The sequence below is a fragment of the Bacillus sp. FSL R5-0512 genome, assembly GCF_038593295.1.
Lineage (GTDB): Bacteria > Bacillota > Bacilli > Bacillales > Bacillaceae > Bacillus > Bacillus safensis.
Genome location: NZ_CP151982.1, coordinates 2,982,428 through 3,000,340, shown reverse-complemented (window position 1 = coordinate 3,000,340; position 17,913 = coordinate 2,982,428). Strand labels below are relative to the sequence as shown.

The 17,913-nt window shown below is 40.8% G+C and carries 17 protein-coding genes; 12 read left to right on the top strand and 5 right to left on the bottom strand.

Annotated elements, in window-relative coordinates:
* Positions 1 to 35 precede the first annotated feature (35 nt).
* Positions 36 to 2,306, top strand: a complete 2,271-nt coding sequence (locus NSQ25_RS15505) for a CDP-glycerol:glycerophosphate glycerophosphotransferase (RefSeq protein ID WP_120207691.1) — start codon at positions 36 to 38, stop codon at positions 2,304 to 2,306.
* Between the two features lie 64 nt (positions 2,307 to 2,370).
* Here the strand turns inward: NSQ25_RS15505 and NSQ25_RS15500 are convergent, their stop codons facing one another.
* Positions 2,371 to 2,607: a hypothetical protein gene (locus tag NSQ25_RS15500; protein WP_326135813.1), complete on the bottom strand. Its 237-nt coding sequence runs from the start codon at positions 2,605 to 2,607 to the stop codon at positions 2,371 to 2,373.
* 239 nt (positions 2,608 to 2,846) lie between these two features.
* Here NSQ25_RS15500 and NSQ25_RS15495 point away from each other — a divergent pair, with 239 nt between their 5' ends.
* The 10 genes from NSQ25_RS15495 to NSQ25_RS15450 all read left to right on the top strand — a co-directional run bounded on the left by NSQ25_RS15495 (position 2,847) and on the right by NSQ25_RS15450 (position 13,974).
* A complete protein-coding gene (locus NSQ25_RS15495) occupies positions 2,847 to 4,448 on the top strand; it encodes a histidine kinase N-terminal 7TM domain-containing protein (protein WP_070326024.1) in 1,602 nt (533 codons plus the stop codon).
* A 257-nt stretch (positions 4,449 to 4,705) separates the two neighbouring features.
* Positions 4,706 to 5,161 carry a DUF6376 family protein gene (locus NSQ25_RS15490; RefSeq protein ID WP_034280921.1) on the top strand — a complete coding sequence of 152 codons (456 nt, stop codon included), beginning with the start codon at positions 4,706 to 4,708 and terminating at the stop codon, positions 5,159 to 5,161.
* A 104-nt stretch (positions 5,162 to 5,265) separates the two neighbouring features.
* A complete protein-coding gene (locus NSQ25_RS15485; RefSeq protein WP_012011272.1) occupies positions 5,266 to 5,571 on the top strand; it encodes a metal-sensing transcriptional repressor in 306 nt (101 codons plus the stop codon).
* Between the two features lie 72 nt (positions 5,572 to 5,643).
* Positions 5,644 to 5,850: a copper chaperone CopZ gene (gene copZ, locus NSQ25_RS15480; RefSeq protein WP_024423475.1), complete on the top strand. Its 207-nt coding sequence runs from the start codon at positions 5,644 to 5,646 to the stop codon at positions 5,848 to 5,850.
* 80 nt (positions 5,851 to 5,930) lie between these two features.
* The gene (locus NSQ25_RS15475; protein WP_326135811.1) at positions 5,931 to 8,366 is read left to right on the top strand and encodes a heavy metal translocating P-type ATPase; all 2,436 of its coding nucleotides are present in this window, start codon (positions 5,931 to 5,933) and stop codon (positions 8,364 to 8,366) included.
* Positions 8,363 to 8,497 carry a hypothetical protein gene (locus NSQ25_RS15470; protein WP_326135810.1) on the top strand — a complete coding sequence of 45 codons (135 nt, stop codon included), beginning with the start codon at positions 8,363 to 8,365 and terminating at the stop codon, positions 8,495 to 8,497. The genes NSQ25_RS15475 and NSQ25_RS15470 overlap by 4 nt, the downstream gene beginning before the upstream one ends.
* Before the next feature lie 373 nt (positions 8,498 to 8,870).
* Positions 8,871 to 10,148 carry a cation:dicarboxylase symporter family transporter gene (locus tag NSQ25_RS15465; RefSeq protein ID WP_024426051.1) on the top strand — a complete coding sequence of 426 codons (1,278 nt, stop codon included), beginning with the start codon at positions 8,871 to 8,873 and terminating at the stop codon, positions 10,146 to 10,148.
* A gap of 18 nt (positions 10,149 to 10,166) precedes the next feature.
* Entirely contained in the window at positions 10,167 to 11,612 is a 1,446-nt protein-coding gene (aspA, locus tag NSQ25_RS15460) for an aspartate ammonia-lyase (RefSeq protein ID WP_024426050.1), read from the top strand.
* A gap of 116 nt (positions 11,613 to 11,728) precedes the next feature.
* Positions 11,729 to 13,045 carry a sensor histidine kinase gene (locus tag NSQ25_RS15455; protein ID WP_034280917.1) on the top strand — a complete coding sequence of 439 codons (1,317 nt, stop codon included), beginning with the start codon at positions 11,729 to 11,731 and terminating at the stop codon, positions 13,043 to 13,045.
* Positions 13,042 to 13,974: a response regulator gene (locus tag NSQ25_RS15450; RefSeq protein WP_034280916.1), complete on the top strand. Its 933-nt coding sequence runs from the start codon at positions 13,042 to 13,044 to the stop codon at positions 13,972 to 13,974. The genes NSQ25_RS15455 and NSQ25_RS15450 overlap by 4 nt, the downstream gene beginning before the upstream one ends.
* 19 nt (positions 13,975 to 13,993) lie before the next feature.
* Here NSQ25_RS15450 and NSQ25_RS15445 read toward each other — a convergent pair whose 3' ends face one another.
* Positions 13,994 to 14,599 carry a TetR/AcrR family transcriptional regulator gene (locus NSQ25_RS15445; RefSeq protein ID WP_041115663.1) on the bottom strand — a complete coding sequence of 202 codons (606 nt, stop codon included), beginning with the start codon at positions 14,597 to 14,599 and terminating at the stop codon, positions 13,994 to 13,996.
* 88 nt (positions 14,600 to 14,687) lie between these two features.
* Between NSQ25_RS15445 and NSQ25_RS15440 the strand changes: the two genes are divergently transcribed.
* Positions 14,688 to 15,236, top strand: a complete 549-nt coding sequence (locus NSQ25_RS15440) for a hypothetical protein (RefSeq protein WP_081124838.1) — start codon at positions 14,688 to 14,690, stop codon at positions 15,234 to 15,236.
* Between the two features lie 37 nt (positions 15,237 to 15,273).
* On the opposite strand, the gene NSQ25_RS15435 is transcribed toward NSQ25_RS15440, so the two are convergent.
* Genes NSQ25_RS15435 through NSQ25_RS15425 form a run of 3 tightly spaced genes read right to left on the bottom strand, consistent with a single transcriptional unit; the run spans position 15,274 to position 17,841 of the window.
* Positions 15,274 to 16,212, bottom strand: coding sequence for a metal ABC transporter substrate-binding protein (locus NSQ25_RS15435; protein ID WP_326135808.1), 939 nt, complete (start codon positions 16,210 to 16,212; stop codon positions 15,274 to 15,276).
* A 13-nt stretch (positions 16,213 to 16,225) separates the two neighbouring features.
* On the bottom strand, positions 16,226 to 17,098 hold the full coding sequence (locus NSQ25_RS15430; RefSeq protein WP_024423468.1) for a metal ABC transporter permease: 873 nt from the start codon (positions 17,096 to 17,098) through the stop codon (positions 16,226 to 16,228).
* On the bottom strand, positions 17,098 to 17,841 hold the full coding sequence (locus tag NSQ25_RS15425) for a metal ABC transporter ATP-binding protein (protein ID WP_326135806.1): 744 nt from the start codon (positions 17,839 to 17,841) through the stop codon (positions 17,098 to 17,100). The genes NSQ25_RS15430 and NSQ25_RS15425 overlap by 1 nt, the downstream gene beginning before the upstream one ends.
* Positions 17,842 to 17,913 lie beyond the last annotated feature (72 nt).

The following is a 17,913-nucleotide window of genomic DNA, read 5'->3' as shown; positions in this document are numbered from 1 at the left end:
TTATATTTTTATACAAAATTCGGAAGAGGGATCTTATGTTATTTACTATTGTTATTCCTTATAAGGATACCAATAAAAAGTATACTGATAACTGCATCAAAAGTTTAGATGATCAAATTTTTAAAGATTTCGAAGTGCTTTTTATTCATCAAGATAGTCAACATTTAGAAGAAATATTAGAGTCTTATTCCTTTAACTATAGAACCATCAATATGGGACTTCATACTAATCCAGGCATTAGTAGAAATAAAGGCATATTAGAAGCCCAAGGAGAATACATCTTGTTTTTAGATGCAGATGATTTCTTACATCCTAATGCACTTATATATGCGAAGCAAATTATTGATCAAGAACAAGTGAATGTATTCAAACTAAAAGTTAAAAAGACAATCGTAGATAGAAAAACAACATTAAAAGAAAAGAAGCAGGCCTTGTATCAGCATGATACTTTAGATAATTTAAGCCATGTTTTGAAAAAATTAAATGTTAATGCGGATGAAAACAAAGTCATGCAAATGCTTTTTGAGGAGAATGTGGTTTCGGCACATTATCATGAAATTGCAAAAGAAAAATTCTTTAAAAAGATATCCTACCAATTTAAATCACACGGATTCGTTGTGCAAAAAAAATATTTGCTGAACAAACAAATACAGTTTGATGAAAGCGCACCATTGTATAGTGATATTCCTTTCTTAATGAAAATTTACCAAGATGCTTTCTCTATTTTGGAGACTTCAATTTGCTTATACTATAAGCTGATTCATAATGATCCTATCAATTATGCATCACTTTCTCAAGAAGATCATGATCATCGATTCGAAGAATTGTTTCGAACATTAAGTAAGTCAATTGAACAATGTGATGATTTGGCTTTGGTTAAGCAAGTAAAGGTTGAAGCAATTAGTCAATATTTGTATAAAGTTGTAAAAAGCCCAATATTTAAAGTAGGAACTGAACGATTAACGCCTATTTATCAGTACTTTCAAACCATTTTGAATGCAGAGTCAAATCCATTCAAATTGAAGAGAAGACATACAAAAGAGATTGATGCTATTAAGAATGGGAATTACAATAAGGCATATCGTCTAAGTAAAAAACGCGTTCTTTATTATACTCTATATCAGAGTATAAAACCGAAAAAGAAGAGAGCGAGACAAAGAACAGTTCAACAAATGTTTTTTTCTAGATTACCTATCAAACACCACACAATTGTTTATGAAAGCTTTTTAGGAAGAAACTACTCGGATAGTCCAAAAGCGATTTTTAAATATTTGCTGAAAAATGAACCAAACAAATGGAAGCATGTTTGGATTCTTAATGATAAAGAAATGGTATCAAATGAAGAAGAATTTCGGCATAAGAACGTCAAAGTGATTAAGCGATTTAGCTGGAAATATTTTTATTATGTCACCGTCGCCAAATACTTTGTTTTAAACATGAGACAGCCAAAGTGGCTTTATAAAAAAGATGAACAAATTATTTTATCCACTTGGCATGGAACACCACTGAAGAAATTAGTATTTGATATGGAAAATGTAGTATCTGCTAATCCCGATTATAAAAAAGAATTTTACTTGCAGTCACGTAAATGGGATTACTTAATTGCAGCAAACCGATATTCCGAAAAAATCTTTGAAAGTGCATTTATGTATCCGAAAGAAAAAATATTAACTTATGGATATCCAAGAAATGATATTTTGAAAAACTTTACTGATGAGGATAAAGTCAAAATTAAATCGAAACTTGGTATACCTGCTGATAAAAAAGTTATTTTATATGCACCAACATGGAGAGATGATGAATTTCATAAAGCAGGTCAGTATAAATTTAATCTTACCTTAGATTTAAATTTACTAAAAGAAAAGTTAGGCGAAGAATATGTCATTATATTACGGATGCACTATTTTATTTCAGATAATATTGATTTAACTGGATTTGAAGGATTTGCCTTTGATTATTCCAAATATAACGATATAAATGATTTATATATTTCAAGCGACATCCTAATCACTGATTACTCGTCTGTATTCTTTGATTTTGCAAACTTAAGGCAGCCAATTCTTTTCTTTACGTATGATATTGATAAATACAAAGATGTGCTGAGAGGTTTTTATATAGATGTTGAAAAAGATCTACCAGGTCCATTATTGTATACGTCTGAAGAAGTTCTAAATAGCATACAAAACATCGAAAGCGTAAAAGATGCTTACAAGGAAAAATATGATGTATTCCATGAAAGATTCTGTTCATTAGAAGATGGTAGGGCAAGTGAGCGGGTTGTGAAGAAAGTATTTACGAGTAAATAAATTTAAATCAGATGATTACCTCTACTTGGTATAGAAACAAGTAGAGGTTTTTTATGGAGTGAAGTTAAATACTCCTTTGAGAAGACTGCACCAACCGAACAAACAAAGGAAAAACGACAACCACCGCAATCATCAACAAAAATCCATCCGGCACAAGTTCTACAAACGTTGTCTGAATCACATAAACCGCAATCAGCAGTAAATAACTGATCAAAAATAACAATCCAGAACTTCTTTTTTCAAACGGTTTTTCTAAAAGAATCAACATATACAGCCCCGTCATAATCATCCAAAAAGTCATATTCCTTTCGAGTCTCCTCTCCATTGATCTCCACATTGTACAGATATTTCTCCAGACGCAACATACTTCTCCCTCAAATTAAGCAAAAAGTAGTGAAAATATAAGGGATCACAAACAGATAACGCCTGAAATTTTACAAAAAACCTCCAACCAATTCAAAATCACATCTTCCCATTTTTGACTTCCTCATATATAGTAAGATTAGACTAGTTCTAAATAACTGAAATTGGGGCGTTTACATGGATTCGATTGTTTTACATTTTATTGTGATCATGAGTGTTTCTGGCATTCTGTCCGTGATATTATCAATCATTGCTCATGCGAACCGCCACCGGTATATTGGCTGTCAATTGTTTATGTACATGTCTGGAGCAACTGCGATTTATATCTTTGGGCATACGTTTGAATTATTGGCTCGTACCCCTGAAGAAATCATGTTCTGGGTTTGTTTTCAATACATAGGTCTTCCGTTTATCGCACCGCTCAGTCTGCTGATTGTGCTGCAATTTACGGGGTTCCATCAATATTTCACAAAGCGCCGCGTGCTTCTCATCTTATTGATTCCAACTCTCACAACCATTATGGTGTTCACCAACTCTTTACATTCACTCTTTTATCGAAGCATCACGATGAATCCAGTAGATGGGTTTTTATTGGCTGATTTTACGATTGGCTATTGGTATATCATTCATGGCGTTTATACGTTTGGCTGTTCGATGCTTGCTATTTTTATGCTGCTTTGGTTTTTACGTGTCACAAAAAAAGAATATTTAAAGCAGATTCTGATACTGTTAGTGGGAATGTCCTTACCAATTTTGACTTCTTTTATTTATTTATTAGGCGTTACACCCCTACATATTGATCCGGTTCCTGTGGTGATGTTTATTACCAACGCACTCTATTTATGGGCAATTATGTCGTTCCAGCTGTTTAAGCTGTCTCCCATTGCAATGGAGCGTGTGTTTGAGCATATGTCTGAAGGGGTTTTGATTTTAGATCGATATCGGACACTCATTGATTACAATCCCGCTGCTGCATCGATCATTCCAGCACTTGCGAATAAAAAGGGAATTGGCTATAAGATCGACGATATTTTCTCAGCAATCATCAAAGATTCAGCGTTCATTCAATGGCTGCGCTCTCCGCAGGATCATTCGCAATATGATTTAATGTGGAAAAAAGAAAAAGACCAGTCCTATTATTATCATCTGACCGCTTCCTCTCTATTTAATAGAAGAGGAGAGATTGAGGGCAGGCAAATAGTGATCAGTGATGTTACAGAGCAGCGTTTGCTGCAGGAAGAGCTGGAGCGTCGTGCGTATATCGATGGTTTGACGAATATTTTCAATCGATCTTCTTTCATCGAACGAACGCAGTTGATCCTTGAAGAGGATGCGCAGGATACCGCTGTTATGCTGTTTGATATTGATTTCTTTAAACAAATCAATGACACACACGGACATCATATCGGGGATGAAGCGCTGCGTCATGTTGTCTCTATTTGTCAGGAGCATTTACAAATGGATGATTTATTTGGACGATATGGGGGAGAAGAGTTTGCCATTTGTCTGCCTCATCAGTCATTTAAAGAGGCATGTCATATCGCGGAACAAATAAGACATTCGTTTGAAGCAAGTTTCTTTACGAATGATAAGGAAAAAGTGCGAGTGACAGCGAGCTTTGGAATTGCTCACACAGCCAATGATCCTTGTGTATTAGAGACACTTCTATTTGAAGCGGATCAGGCCTTGTATATGTCAAAACGCCAAGGACGGAACCGGATTTATGCATCCACTGGTAAGGGCCATGTGCTGTATCAAGAGCAGGATCTTCCTCATTGACTGTTGTCCTGACATTCGATATGATAAACATAACATTTGAACGGTTTCCTAAAGGGGAGTAGCTTTTACGGTTTTGGTCGTCACTACAGAAACATTCGTTGTTTCTCGGCCATTCCGGCATGAACAATGTTAGCCAGACCTTTGCCTATCACACATGAGGCAAAGGTCTGGCTATTTTTAAGGTCTTTTTGCATCTGTGTGATAGGGAAGCGGAACAAATGATGCTTTTAATCCTACAGATGAAAGGATGATCGATCTTGAAAAAATACGTGATGGCTTGTCTATTTTCCGGAACGCTTGTATTAAGCGGTTGCTCCGGCTTGCTTGATCAGGTCAACGATACAACGACGTATGTCACTGAGGCAAATGACTATGTGACGGACATTCAGCAATTTACAGAGGAATTTCCAAAGCTCGCTGAAGAAGCTGTGCAAAACGCCGCCAAAAAGGCAGAATTAACGCAGCAGCTTGAATCGTTGAAGGCAGACATACAAGATTTTAATGAAGTCACAGCGCCAAAAATGGCAGAAGATCTTCATGCACAAATCATTGAAAAAAATAAAGTGCTGTCAGAGGAGATTCAAACATATATACAGCAATTGAAAGCAGGCGATATCGATGTTGCCGCCATACTGGAGGATCAGCAGGGATTGATGAAACAGCTTCAGCAATCCGTCAATCTTTTGCAGGATATCGAACAATTAACAAATTAGGACAAACAGCTTTATATGCGGTGCTCAGCATATCTTTGCCTTTTTCGGTGGAGATATGCTTTAATTTAGATAAAGACAAGTCATAATGAAAAAAAGGTGATCACATGACAGAACATGAAGAAAGACATATGGCTTCGCCTAGAGCCGAAAAGGAAAAGGACCAATTGATCAATCGCTTGAAACGAGTGGAAGGACAAGTTCGCGGGATCCAGCAAATGATTGAAAACGATCGTTACTGTATAGATGTTGTGAATCAAATCTCTGCAGTCAATGCGGCTTTGAAAAAAGTCAGTCTTCATTTGATGGAAAAGCATACACATCATTGTGTTGCAGATGCTATCAAGAGCGGCAATGGGGATGAAGCCATTGAAGAGTTAATGACGGTCTTTACGAAACTGACAAAATCGTAGCATTTATGTTTACATCAATACCCTACTAGGGTATAGTAAATTGTAGAAAATGATTGATGGAGGCGATGAGAAGTGGAACAAGCAACACTTCAAGTGCAGGGCATGTCTTGCGGACATTGCGTGAAAGCAGTCGAAGGAAATGTAGGAGAATTAGCAGGTGTGGAATCTGTGAAAGTCCATTTAGACAAAGGACAGGTGGAGGTTTCATTTCATCCGGATCAAGTCACGTTACACCGTATTTCTGATGTGATTGAAGAACAGGGATATGATGTCGTATAAATAAGTATACGTGCTGCAGTACAGCACGTATTTTTTTCAAAAAATAATACCCCCATGGAGTATGTGGAGAGGTGAGATCAATGAAAAAGGAAATTGACTTTCAAATTACGGGGATGACCTGTGCTGCTTGTGCAGGCCGTATCGAAAAGGGATTGAACAGGCTGGAAGGTGTGGAGGATGCCAGTGTGAATTTGGCGCTTGACACTTCCCATATCGTCTATGAAACAGAGAAGATAACACCAGATGATTTAAAGCGAAAAGTTCAATCGCTTGGCTATGATGTGGTGATGGAGCAAGCAGAATTTGATATAGAGGGAATGACGTGTGCTGCTTGTGCAAACCGAATCGAGAAAAAAATTAACCGAATGGACGGTGTCGATCACGGGTCTGTAAATTTTGCGCTTGAGACACTTCAGGTCACATATCATCCGGGCCAAACGTCTACAAATGACATAAAAGATGCGGTGCAGTCTATTGGGTATTCTTTAATTGAACCAGCCGCAGATCAAGCAGAGGAAGGAAAGAAAGATCACCGCCAAGCAGCAATAGAGAAGCAAACGGCACGCTTTTTATTCTCGATGATTTTGTCACTGCCGCTTCTTTGGGCAATGGTCAGCCATTTTTCTATTACGTCCTTTATTTGGCTGCCTGAAGCGTTTATGAATCCATGGGTACAGCTGGCGTTGGCAGCGCCTGTGCAGTTCATTGTCGGCTGGCCCTTTTATGTAGGGGCGTATAAGGCTTTAAGAAATAAAAGTGCCAATATGGATGTTCTTGTCGCTCTTGGGACATCTGCCGCGTTTTTCTATAGTTTATATGAAAGCATTCAGTCAGCGGTTCAAGGCACACATGAGGCAGCCCTCTATTATGAAACAAGTGCTGTCCTCATTACGTTAATCGTGCTCGGAAAATTAATGGAAGCTAGAGCTAAAGGAAGATCATCAGAAGCGATTCAAAAGCTCATGGGCTTACAAGCGAAAGAAGCGGTTATCGAGCGAGATGGCAAACAGATGACTGTGCCTATTTCAGACGTGAAAGTGAATGACCTTGTGTTTGTCAAACCCGGGGAAAAAGTGCCGGTAGATGGGGAGATCATAGAGGGGACAACCGCAATAGATGAGTCCATGATTACAGGAGAAAGTCTGCCTGTTGATAAAACAGCAGGAGATATGGTCATCGGGGCAACGATCAATAAAAATGGATTCATCAAAATAAAAGCGACTAAAGTCGGGAAAGAGACTGCTCTTTCACAGATTATCCGAGTCGTAGAACAAGCGCAGGGCTCAAAAGCACCAATTCAAAGAATGGCAGATCAAATATCAGGAATATTTGTTCCCATTGTTGTTGGAATTGCTGTGCTCACATTCCTCATATGGTTTTTCTTTGTTGACCCAGGAAATGTGACGTCTGCACTTGAAACCTTTATAGCCGTCATTGTCATTGCATGTCCGTGTGCGCTCGGCCTTGCGACACCAACCTCTATTATGGCTGGCAGCGGCCGTGCGGCTGAATCAGGCATTCTGTTTAAAGGCGGAGAGCATTTAGAAGTGACTCAATCACTCGACACGGTCGTGTTAGATAAAACAGGGACTGTAACAAAAGGAGAGCCTAGTCTGACAGATGTACTGGCATATGCCAACTGGACAGAAGATACGCTGCTTCAGCTAGCAGGATCGGCAGAACAGCAGTCGGAACACCCGCTTGCCCGGGCGATCACAGACGGTATGAAAGAACAAGGTCTTGAAGCAGTCGAAATTGAAGCCTTCCAAGCAGATCCAGGTAATGGAATTGAAGCAATAGCCGCTGGGCACAAGCTATTCATTGGTACACGGAAGCTATTACAGAAACATCATATCCAATATGAGCAAATAGAAGCATCTGTCACAAAGCTGGAGGAGCAAGGAAAAACGGCTATGCTTGTTGCGATTGACGGCGAAGTCGCCGGCATTGTAGCAGTGGCAGATACGATCAAATCATCCTCTCCTCAAGCCATCGCTCGTCTGAAAGAGCAGGGGATTCACGTTGTGATGATGACAGGTGATAATAAACTTACAGCAGAGGCGATTGCGAAACAGGCGGGCATTGATCATGTCATTGCTGAAGTGCTGCCTGAAGAAAAAGCGGCTCACATTGCAGTGCTTCAGGAACAGGGAAAGAAAGTCGCCATGGTCGGAGACGGTATCAATGATGCCCCAGCTCTTGCAACAGCGAATATTGGGATGGCTGTGGGGACAGGGACAGATGTTGCCATGGAAGCAGCAGATATTACGCTCATGACGGGAGATCTCCATGCCATTGCAGATGCGCTGGAATTTAGTAAAAAAACAATGAGAAACATTAAACAAAACCTATTTTGGGCGCTTGCCTATAACTGTATTGGGATACCGATCGCTGCATTTGGTTTCCTTGCACCATGGCTTGCAGGAGCAGCAATGGCCTTTAGCTCCGTGTCCGTTGTGCTGAATGCGCTCAGATTGCAGCGATTGAAGCCAGTCAGAGAGGGAGTGGCAGAATGAAGATGAATGTCAAATGGATTTGGACCGTTAGTGCATTGTTATACGTTGCTCTTGTGCTCATTGGATATACGATTTATGATGGATTTTTTCCAAATCAGCATACACCAAGTGAACAGATGCAAAATCATTAAGACTTCGCCAAAAGCAAAGTCTCAGCGTGTAGACAAACCCTCGCATTCGCCCGCAGTCCTGCGCGCTGGTGCTCACGAATGTCAAATTCGCTCCGCGCCAGTGCTCGTTCTTCCTAGACTTCAAAGGTTTTCTATCACGCTGAAAAGAAGACAAAGAGCTAAAATGAACATCATTTTAGCCCTTTGTCAACAATCTGAGACTTCGCCAAAAGCGAAGTCTTTTTTTTACAATATTGTGGAAAAACCCACCTTTTTAAAGATTTTTCATAAAAAATTCACTTCTTTTTGTTCTTTTTTGTCGTTTTTTGTAGGTTCGTCGTTAAGATGCGATTAAGCAACAAAGAAAGCGTTATCAATAAAAGGGGGTTCACGTATGAAAAAGTTAGGGTTAGCTTCTCAAATACTCATTGCACTTGTTCTGGGTGTTGTCGTGGGAGCGCTGTTTTATCAAAATGAAACCGTTATTAATGTGTTAACGCCGATTGGCGATATATTCATCCATTTAATTAAAATGATCGTTCTTCCAATTGTTATTGCTGCATTGATTGTAGCAGTTGCAGGTGTTGGAGATATGAAAACGATCGGAAGACTCGGCGGAAAAACCATTCTTTACTTCGAGATTGTGACAACGATTGCATTAGCAGTTGGACTGCTTGCAGCAAACTTGTTCCATCCTGGTACAGGAATTGATATGAGCAACATGGAGAAAGGCGATATCTCTAAATATGAAGAGACATCTAAGGCTTCTTCTGAAAAAGCGACTTTCTCAGAAACGTTGGTGCATCTTGTACCGACAAACGTTTTCCAATCCATTGCAGAAGGTGATCTATTACCAACCATCTTCTTTACAGTCTTATTCGGATTAGGAATTGCCGCAGTTGGAGACAAAGGAAAACCAGTGTTAGGATTCTTTGAGGGTATACTCGAAGCCATGTTCTGGGTAACCAATAAAGTGATGAAGTTTGCACCATTTGGTGTATTCGCGCTCATCAGTGTGACGGTGATCAAATTCGGGGTCGGAGCGCTTCTCCCGCTAGGCAAACTGGTACTTGTCGTTTACGGTACAATGGCATTCTTCGTCATTGTTGTACTTGGCATTATTGCGAAAATGGCTGGAACAAGCGTCTTTACACTATTTAAAGTATTAAAAGAAGAAATCATTCTTGCATTCTCAACAGCAAGTTCAGAAGCTGTACTGCCTAGATTAATGGACAAAATGGAGAAGTTCGGCTGCCCGAAAGCGATCACATCGTTCGTTATTCCAACAGGCTACACCTTTAACTTAGATGGAAGTGCCATCTATCAATCCATTGCTGCGATATTTGTTGCACAAATGTACGGCATGCCGCTTTCCATCTATGAGCAAATTACGTTACTATTAATCTTAATGCTGACATCTAAAGGAATGGCTGGTGTACCAGGTGCATCGATCGTTGTTGTCATCACAACTCTTGGTGCCATGGGACTGCCGCTTGAAGGACTTGCCTTCATCGTTGGGATCGACCGACTTCTTGACATGGTTCGTACAACAGTGAACGTATTTGGTAACTCACTTGCAGCCATTGTCATGTCTAAGTGGGAAAAAGTATTTGATCAAGAGAAATCGAAGAAGTATATTGAGGAATTAAAACAACAAACAAAAGCAGCGTAAAAAAGGAGATCTTTTCAAATGACGAAGCTACAGGACAAGCAAGTTCGAATCGAACGAGACTTTCTAGGTGAAAAGGAAGTAGACACTCAAGCATATTATGGAATTCAAACATTACGTGCAGTGGAGAACTTTCCAATTACAGGCTACCGTATTCATGAGGAACTCATCAAAGCATTAGGGATTGTCAAAAAGGCAGCCGCACTTGCAAATATGGATACACAGCGACTATATTCTGGTCTTGGAGAAAAAATTGTTCAAGCCGCAGATGAGGTCATCGAAGGAAAATGGAACAATCAATTTATTGTCGATCCAATTCAAGGCGGGGCTGGCACTTCAATGAATATGAATGCCAATGAAGTCATTGCAAACAGAGCGCTTGAACTACTAGGAAAGGAAAAAGGCGCTTATACTGAGCTAAGTCCAAACACGCATGTGAACATGTCGCAGTCAACAAACGACGTTTTCCCAACAGCGATTCATATTTCAACATTGAATATGATTGAAAAACTACTTTATACGATGGAAAACATGCATCAAGTCATGACCGAAAAAGCGCAGGAATTCGATCATGTCATCAAAATGGGACGCACGCATCTTCAGGACGCTGTTCCAATCAGACTTGGACAAGAGTTTAGTGCTTATGCAAAAGTTCTTGCTCGTGATATTAAACGTATCAAGCAGTCTAGACAGCATTTATATGAAGTCAATATGGGTGCAACAGCAGTCGGAACTGGATTGAATGCAGATCCTAAGTATATTCGCCAAGTGGTTGGCTACCTATCTGACATTAGCGGATTACCGTTAGTTGGTGCTGAAGACTTAGTCGATGCAACGCAAAATACGGATGCTTATACAGAAGTATCGGCTGCGCTTAAAGTATGTATGATGAACATGTCCAAAATGGCGAACGATATTCGTCTAATGGCTTCAGGTCCAAGAGCGGGCTTTGGTGAGCTGCACCTGCCGCCGAGACAGCCAGGTTCATCCATCATGCCAGGAAAAGTCAACCCAGTTATGCCTGAGGTCATGAACCAAGTGGCATTCCAAGTTATTGGGAACGATCACACAATCTGTCTTGCATCAGAGGCTGGCCAGCTTGAACTAAACGTTATGGAACCAGTGTTAGTGTTCAACCTGCTTCAATCTCTCAGCATGATGAAAAATGTATTCGAGTCCTTCGTGGACAACTGCTTGCGTGACCTAAAAGCAGATGAATCTAGATTAAAAGAATATGTAGAAAAGAGTGCCGGTGTCATGACGGCGGTGAACCCGCACATTGGTTATGAAGCGGCTGCACGAATTGCAAGAGAAGCCATCCTTACAGGTGCATCTGTACGTGAGCTTTGTCTGCAAAATGATGTGTTAACAGAGGAAGAGCTTGATGTCATCTTAAATCCTTTTGAAATGACAAAACCAGGTATTGCTGGTGCATCACTTTTAGAAAAGGATCGTTTAGAAGATTAAGCGGCATCATGAGAAGCGCACACCGGCAAAGTTCCGGTGTGCGCTTTTTCATGGAGGTTTGTTTTTCTTTAGCTCACATAGTATACTATCGTCAATTATTAGGGATGTGACTGCGTTTGAATCTACTGAAAAAATGGCTGAATACAGAGCCTTATTTAATTGTGCTGCTCATTGTACTGACGCCGATTGGCGGAGAGTTTAAATTTTATCCATTTGAGGACAGCTTTCGGGTCAGCTTTGGAACCGTTGTCTTTTTCTTTATCCTGCTTCAAATGAAAAGATTTCCGGCATGGGCAAGCGGCATCATCGCTGGGATATCTGTTTTTGCGTTTCGCGTGCTGCTTGATACAGCTGTGACAGGGCATCTTCCGCTTGAAGAGGCAGTTTCATTAAGATTTCCTTCCCTGCTTTATTATGTTGTCTATGGCACACTCTTTTATTTATTGAAGGTCAGACGTTTCCGCGATCAGCCATGGCTGATTGGCGCAACAGGCATCGTCATGGAGCTGTGCGCAAGCGTTGTTGAAATCATCGCACTTCGAGGCACGATGGATGAAATGTTAACGGTGAGGACGCTGTTCCAATTATTTGTTTTAGCGATTTTCAGAAGCTTTTTCGTGTTGGCTTGTTATACAATGATTCGCTTATATGAAGAGCAGGCGAGAGAGCGTCAGATGAAAAAGGAAAAGGAACATTTGCTGATGCTTCTGTCCAACCTTTACACAGAATCTACATATTTCCATAAAACACTCGCACATGCCGAGCACATTACGGCCACATCCTATCAATTGTATCAATCCCTTCACCACGCAAAGGATGCGGAATCATTGGATTTGAAAAAGCTCGGTAAAACCGCCTTGCAAATTGCAGGAGAGGTGCATGAAATCAAAAAGGATAACCAGCGGATTTTTTCTGCCTTATCAAAGCTGATTCATGAGGAAAACTTCCAGGCTTATGAGAGTCCTTCTCATATCGCTGGGCTTGTCATTCGCATTCATGAAAATTACGCAGAATCTCTTAAAAAAAACATCGTCTTTCATTATGATGAAGATGGGAAGCATCCCGCCTATCACGTGTATACCATTCTATCTTTGTTAAATAACATCGTATCCAACGCTGTTGAAGCCATTCCTGTAGATGGAGAGGTGTCACTTTCTATTTCACAGAAAGAAAACCACGTGATTTTTCAGATCAGCGACAACGGCCCTGGCATAAAAGAACGTAATCATCATGTGATTTTTAAACCGGGCTTCACTTTGAAATACGACCAGGCTGGGAATCCATCTAGCGGTATCGGGCTTGCCTATGTAAAGGATACAGCGGAGAAGCTTGGCGGAAGTGTTGAGATGAAGAGTATCCCAAATAAACAAACGATTTTCACATTAACGATACCAGTAGATCAAGTCAGTAGAAAAGAGGGGATTGGGAGATGAGATTTTTTATAGTTGATGATGATGAAGCCGTTCGTTCTTCACTGGCTCAGCTCATTGAAGATGAAGAGCTTGGCATTGTGGCCGGGGAAGCAGAGGATGGCGCAGAGTTAACAGCCAGCTACTTAAATGATTTGCACATTGATATCTTATGTATTGATCTATTGATGCCGGAAAGGGACGGGCTTGAAACGATTCGAGCGATCAAGGATGAGTTTCATGGGAAATACTTAATGCTGTCACAGGTTGAAACAAAGGAATTAATCGGACAGGCGTATACGCTTGGCGTCGAATATTATGTGACAAAGCCGATCAATCGTGTAGAGGTCTTAAGTGTCCTCCATCTGATGATTGAACGTCTTCATTTAGAGCATTCAATTGAAAATATTCAGCACTCACTCAAATCAGTCATGCAATTTCAGCAGCGCGGTCAGACGAAAACGAAGCAGCGGGGGAAAAGTCTTGCAGAGGCAGGTCAGTTTTTGCTGGCGGAGCTTGGTATTGTTGGGGAGAAGGGGTCTAAAGATTTATTAGATATGATTCTGTTTACAGACCAGTATTTAGCGCTGCATGCTGATCATCATGATTCCTTTCCTTCTTTAAAAATCATTTTCACTGGGATTACGGAGGATAAGTTAAGTGAGCCCTACACATCGGCAGACATCGCAAGAGAAGCAAAGGCAGCCGAACAGCGGGTAAGGCGTGCGATCAATCAATCATTGAAACACATCGCATCACTTGGGCTAACCGATTTTTCCCATCCAACGTTTGAAAATTACGCATCTAAATTTTTCGATTTCACCATCGTACGAAAGAAAATGAGTGAATTGACGAAAGAGATGAGCGGAAGAGAAGAACACACCCGTATCAATGTGAAGAAATTTGTGCAGGTGCTTTACTACGAAGCGAAACGTATTTTTATGGAAGATTAAAAAAAGACATGCTCTCCAATTAAGGAGACATGTCTTTTTTTGTGATGGATTGCAGGTGCATCTGCAGTACGGAGCGTATGAGCTGAGGCGGTATACGTTCGGGCTGCACGATTCCATTCAATGCAAGCCCATTGATGACCGCATAAAGCCGTTCGGTTTCTAATAAAAGATCGATATCATTTAGCAGCAGCTCATCCTCTTTCAATTTCATTAAACAATATTGGACCGTTTGGAAAAGCTCGTCATACATCTTTGCATTGAGCGGCTGTAAATCTGGTTCAGTCAGCGCCTTGACTGCAAAAGCCTGCCACACCTCCATTTCAAATTTTCTTTCTTCATCAAGTGGAAGAAGCTGCTCCAATAAAGTGAGGACATTTTCCTCCGTTGAACCGTTTAATGAAAGCCCTGTAATCCGCTCCTTGACTCTTTCTTGAATTAAATTCATAGAGAATAGAAATAACTCTTGCTGTGTGGAAAAATAATGACGCATAGAGCCGGCTGAAATTCCAGCTTCGACTGCTATTTTTCGTACAGAAGCGCTTTCCAATCCCTCTTGTTTAATCACTCTCATTGCAGCTTGAGCGACCTTTTGTTTTTGTTTATGGTGATCGACGATTTTTGGCATACATTGATTTTAGCATAGCTGTTGTTTTTTTAACACATCTGTGTTATTTTTTATTTAATACAATCGTATTAAAAAGGATGTGGAGAAATTGGTCGGTTTATTGATTGTGGCATGTGAAATTGGTTTTTGGCTGTTTATTCTAATGGGCTTAACGCTGCGTTATGTGTTTAAACAGAAAAAGTGGGGTGCTTTTTTTCTTGTCTGTACGCCGATTTTGGATTTAATCCTTCTTGCTGCAACTTATATAGATTTAAGGCAAGGGGCTGTGGCGAGTGTCATCCACGGGCTTGCGGCTGTTTATATTGGTGTGAGCCTTGCCTTCGGACATCAAATGGTGAAATGGGCAGATGCTAGGTTTGCCTATCGATTTGCAGGAGGCCCTAAGCCAAAGGGAAAACCAAAGTACGGGAAAGAGCGGTCTGTGTATGAAATGGTCGGCTGGGCGCGGCATTTCATTTCTTATGTTATTGGAGCGGGGCTGTTATATGGATTAACCTATCTCATCCAAGCACCAGAGCGGACGGAAGCGCTGATGCAGCTTGTCAATACATGGGGGATGATCTTAACTATTGATTTCATCATTAGCATCAGCTACGTCATTTGGCCGAAAAAACATCCAGAAAATATAACAGGCTGACAAAAAAGACAGGCGGATTCACTCCACCTGTCTTTTCTTATGATGACAGCCCTTTGTAAATGGTGTCGATATTCCATTTCATCATCTTATAGTAGCTGTCTCCATCTTCACCTTCTTTTCCAATGGAGTCAGTGAAGACTTTTCCTTTGATCGGAACCCCGGTTTCCTCAGAGAGGCTTTCAAGGCTGCGTTTATCAACACTTGTTTCAAGAAAGAGCGCAGGAACTTGATGATCTTTGACAAAATGAATAATGCGCTTCATTTGTCCTGGTGTTCCTTCACTTTCTGTGTTGATCTCCCAAATATAGCCGGCTTTCAATCCATACGCCTCTGCAAAATATTTGAATGCCCCTTCACTTGTGACAAGGAGCTTTTTATCTTTTGGCAGCTGATCAAACTTGTCTTTTGCTTCATCGTGAAGCGCTTGAAGCTTTTTGATATAGGCTTCTGCATTTTTTTCGTAATCCTCTTTATGTTCAGGGTCTGCTTGAATGAGCGCATCTCGGGCATTTTGGGCATAAATGATCCCGTTCTCGACATTCAGCCATGCGTGCGGATCCTGCTGGCTTTCAAGGCCTTTTGATGACAAATGCTTCACTTTGACGCCTTTACTCAGCTCGGCTACAGGTGCATCATCCCCGTCCTTGCTGCTCGATTCAAGCAGCTTTTGAAACCAGCCGTTTCCTGTTTCAAGGTTCAAGCCATTATATAGAACAAGGTCTGCATCCGTCGTATACTGAACATCCTTTGGCAGCGGGTCAAATTCGTGTGGATCTGTACCAATGGGAACAATGCTGTGAATAGAGACATGCTGCCCGCCTACTTCCTTCACAATGTCATAAAGAATGGAGTAGGTCGTGACAACTTTTAATGTGCCGTCATCTTTACCGGAATTACTTTGCTGGGTCGAACAGCCTGCGATGATCATAAGGGCAATGAATACTGCGGTCAAACGGATAGCAAATACCTTCTTCATATATGTCCTCCTTTTACATAGACGCTTCCTTTTTTAAGTGCGTTCGTTTTCGTTTAGATTTTAATGATCTCCATAGAATGCCTTGCTTTGGTGAAAAGATAAAGGCACTGCCGAATAAAATAGTCGCGACCAGCACGATGGAAGCGCCTGATGACAAGTTATACGTAAAACTAAGCCCTAGACCTACGACAGCAGAAACAGCACCGAAAAAAGCAGATAAATAAATCATGATCCATAGCCGGTCCGTTAAGAGATAAGCGGTGGCTGCCGGCGTAATCAACATGGCAACAACAAGAATAATCCCAACGGTTTGCAGTGATGCAACGGTCACAAGGGTCAATAAGGTCATGAGAAAATAATGAATCATACGATTCGGCAAACCGTAAACCGAAGAAATCACCGGATCAAATGAACTAATGAGCAGTTCCTTGTAGAAAACAATGACGGCTAGCAAAATAAAAATACCGATTCCCAGTGTAATCCACATATCAGATGATCGAACAGCTAGAACGTTTCCAAATAGAATATGATATAGATCACTTGAACTTTTCAAAAATGTGATCAAAATAATTCCGATTGAGAAAAAGGCTGTGAAGACAATGCCGATGGCAGAATCATTTTTTATGCGGCTGTTTTGACTCACATAACCGATCCCAATCGCTGTTAACACCCCAGTTAAAACGGCCCCGAAGAAAAAGTTAATTCCCAGCATATAAGAGATGGCGACACCTGGCAGTACGGCGTGTGAAATGGCGTCTCCCATCAGGGCCATGCCGCGTAAAATGATAAAGCAGCCGATAACGCCGCAAATGATGCCTACCATGACGGATGTAAATAGCGCTTTTTGTAAAAAAGCATATTCAAAGAGTCCGGTTAAAAATTCCATTACACGTCTCCTCCTGCTGATTTTAAGAATGGCAGCTGTGTTTCATATGCTTCCAGCATGATTTCTGGGCGAAGGATGTCGTGTACAGGCCCTGCTTTGATGAGTTTTTTATTTAACAGAACAAGATGGCTGAAATAATCATCTGCCTTACTCAAATCATGATGGACAACCAAAATGGTTTTCCCTTCATCTCGTAATTCCTTCAAAATGCGAACCATCGTTTCTTCACTTGCCATATCAATCCCGACAAATGGTTCATCCAAACAGAAAAGCTGTGCGTTTTGAGCAAGTGCCCTTGCAAGGAAGACACGCTGCTGCTGTCCGCCGGATAACTCACCGATTTGTCTTTTGGCAAAGACCTGCATCCCGACTTTTTCTAAACAGTGATACGCATATGCCCGGTCTTCTTTTTTTGGACGTTTGATTAGTCCGAGCTTCGGATATGTTCCAAGTAGTACGGTATCCAGTACATGAATCGGAAACGTCCAATCTAAATCATTTCTCTGCGGTACATAGGCGATTTGTTTTCTGACTTGTTTAAAGGGCTGCTCAAAAAAACGAATATCCCCTTGGTCTTTTTCAATGAGATCCAAACATGCCTTGAGTAACGTCGATTTACCAGCACCATTTGGACCGATGATTCCTGTCATTGTCCCTTCCTGTATGGAAAGAGAGACATTCTCTAATGCATCCTGTCCGTGATATGAGACATGAAGACGGTCGATTGTTAAAGCATTTGACATCTCTTGCGGCCCCTTTCAATCATCATTGCACTTCCTAAAGATATATGCATACATTAAATAATTTTGACTAAA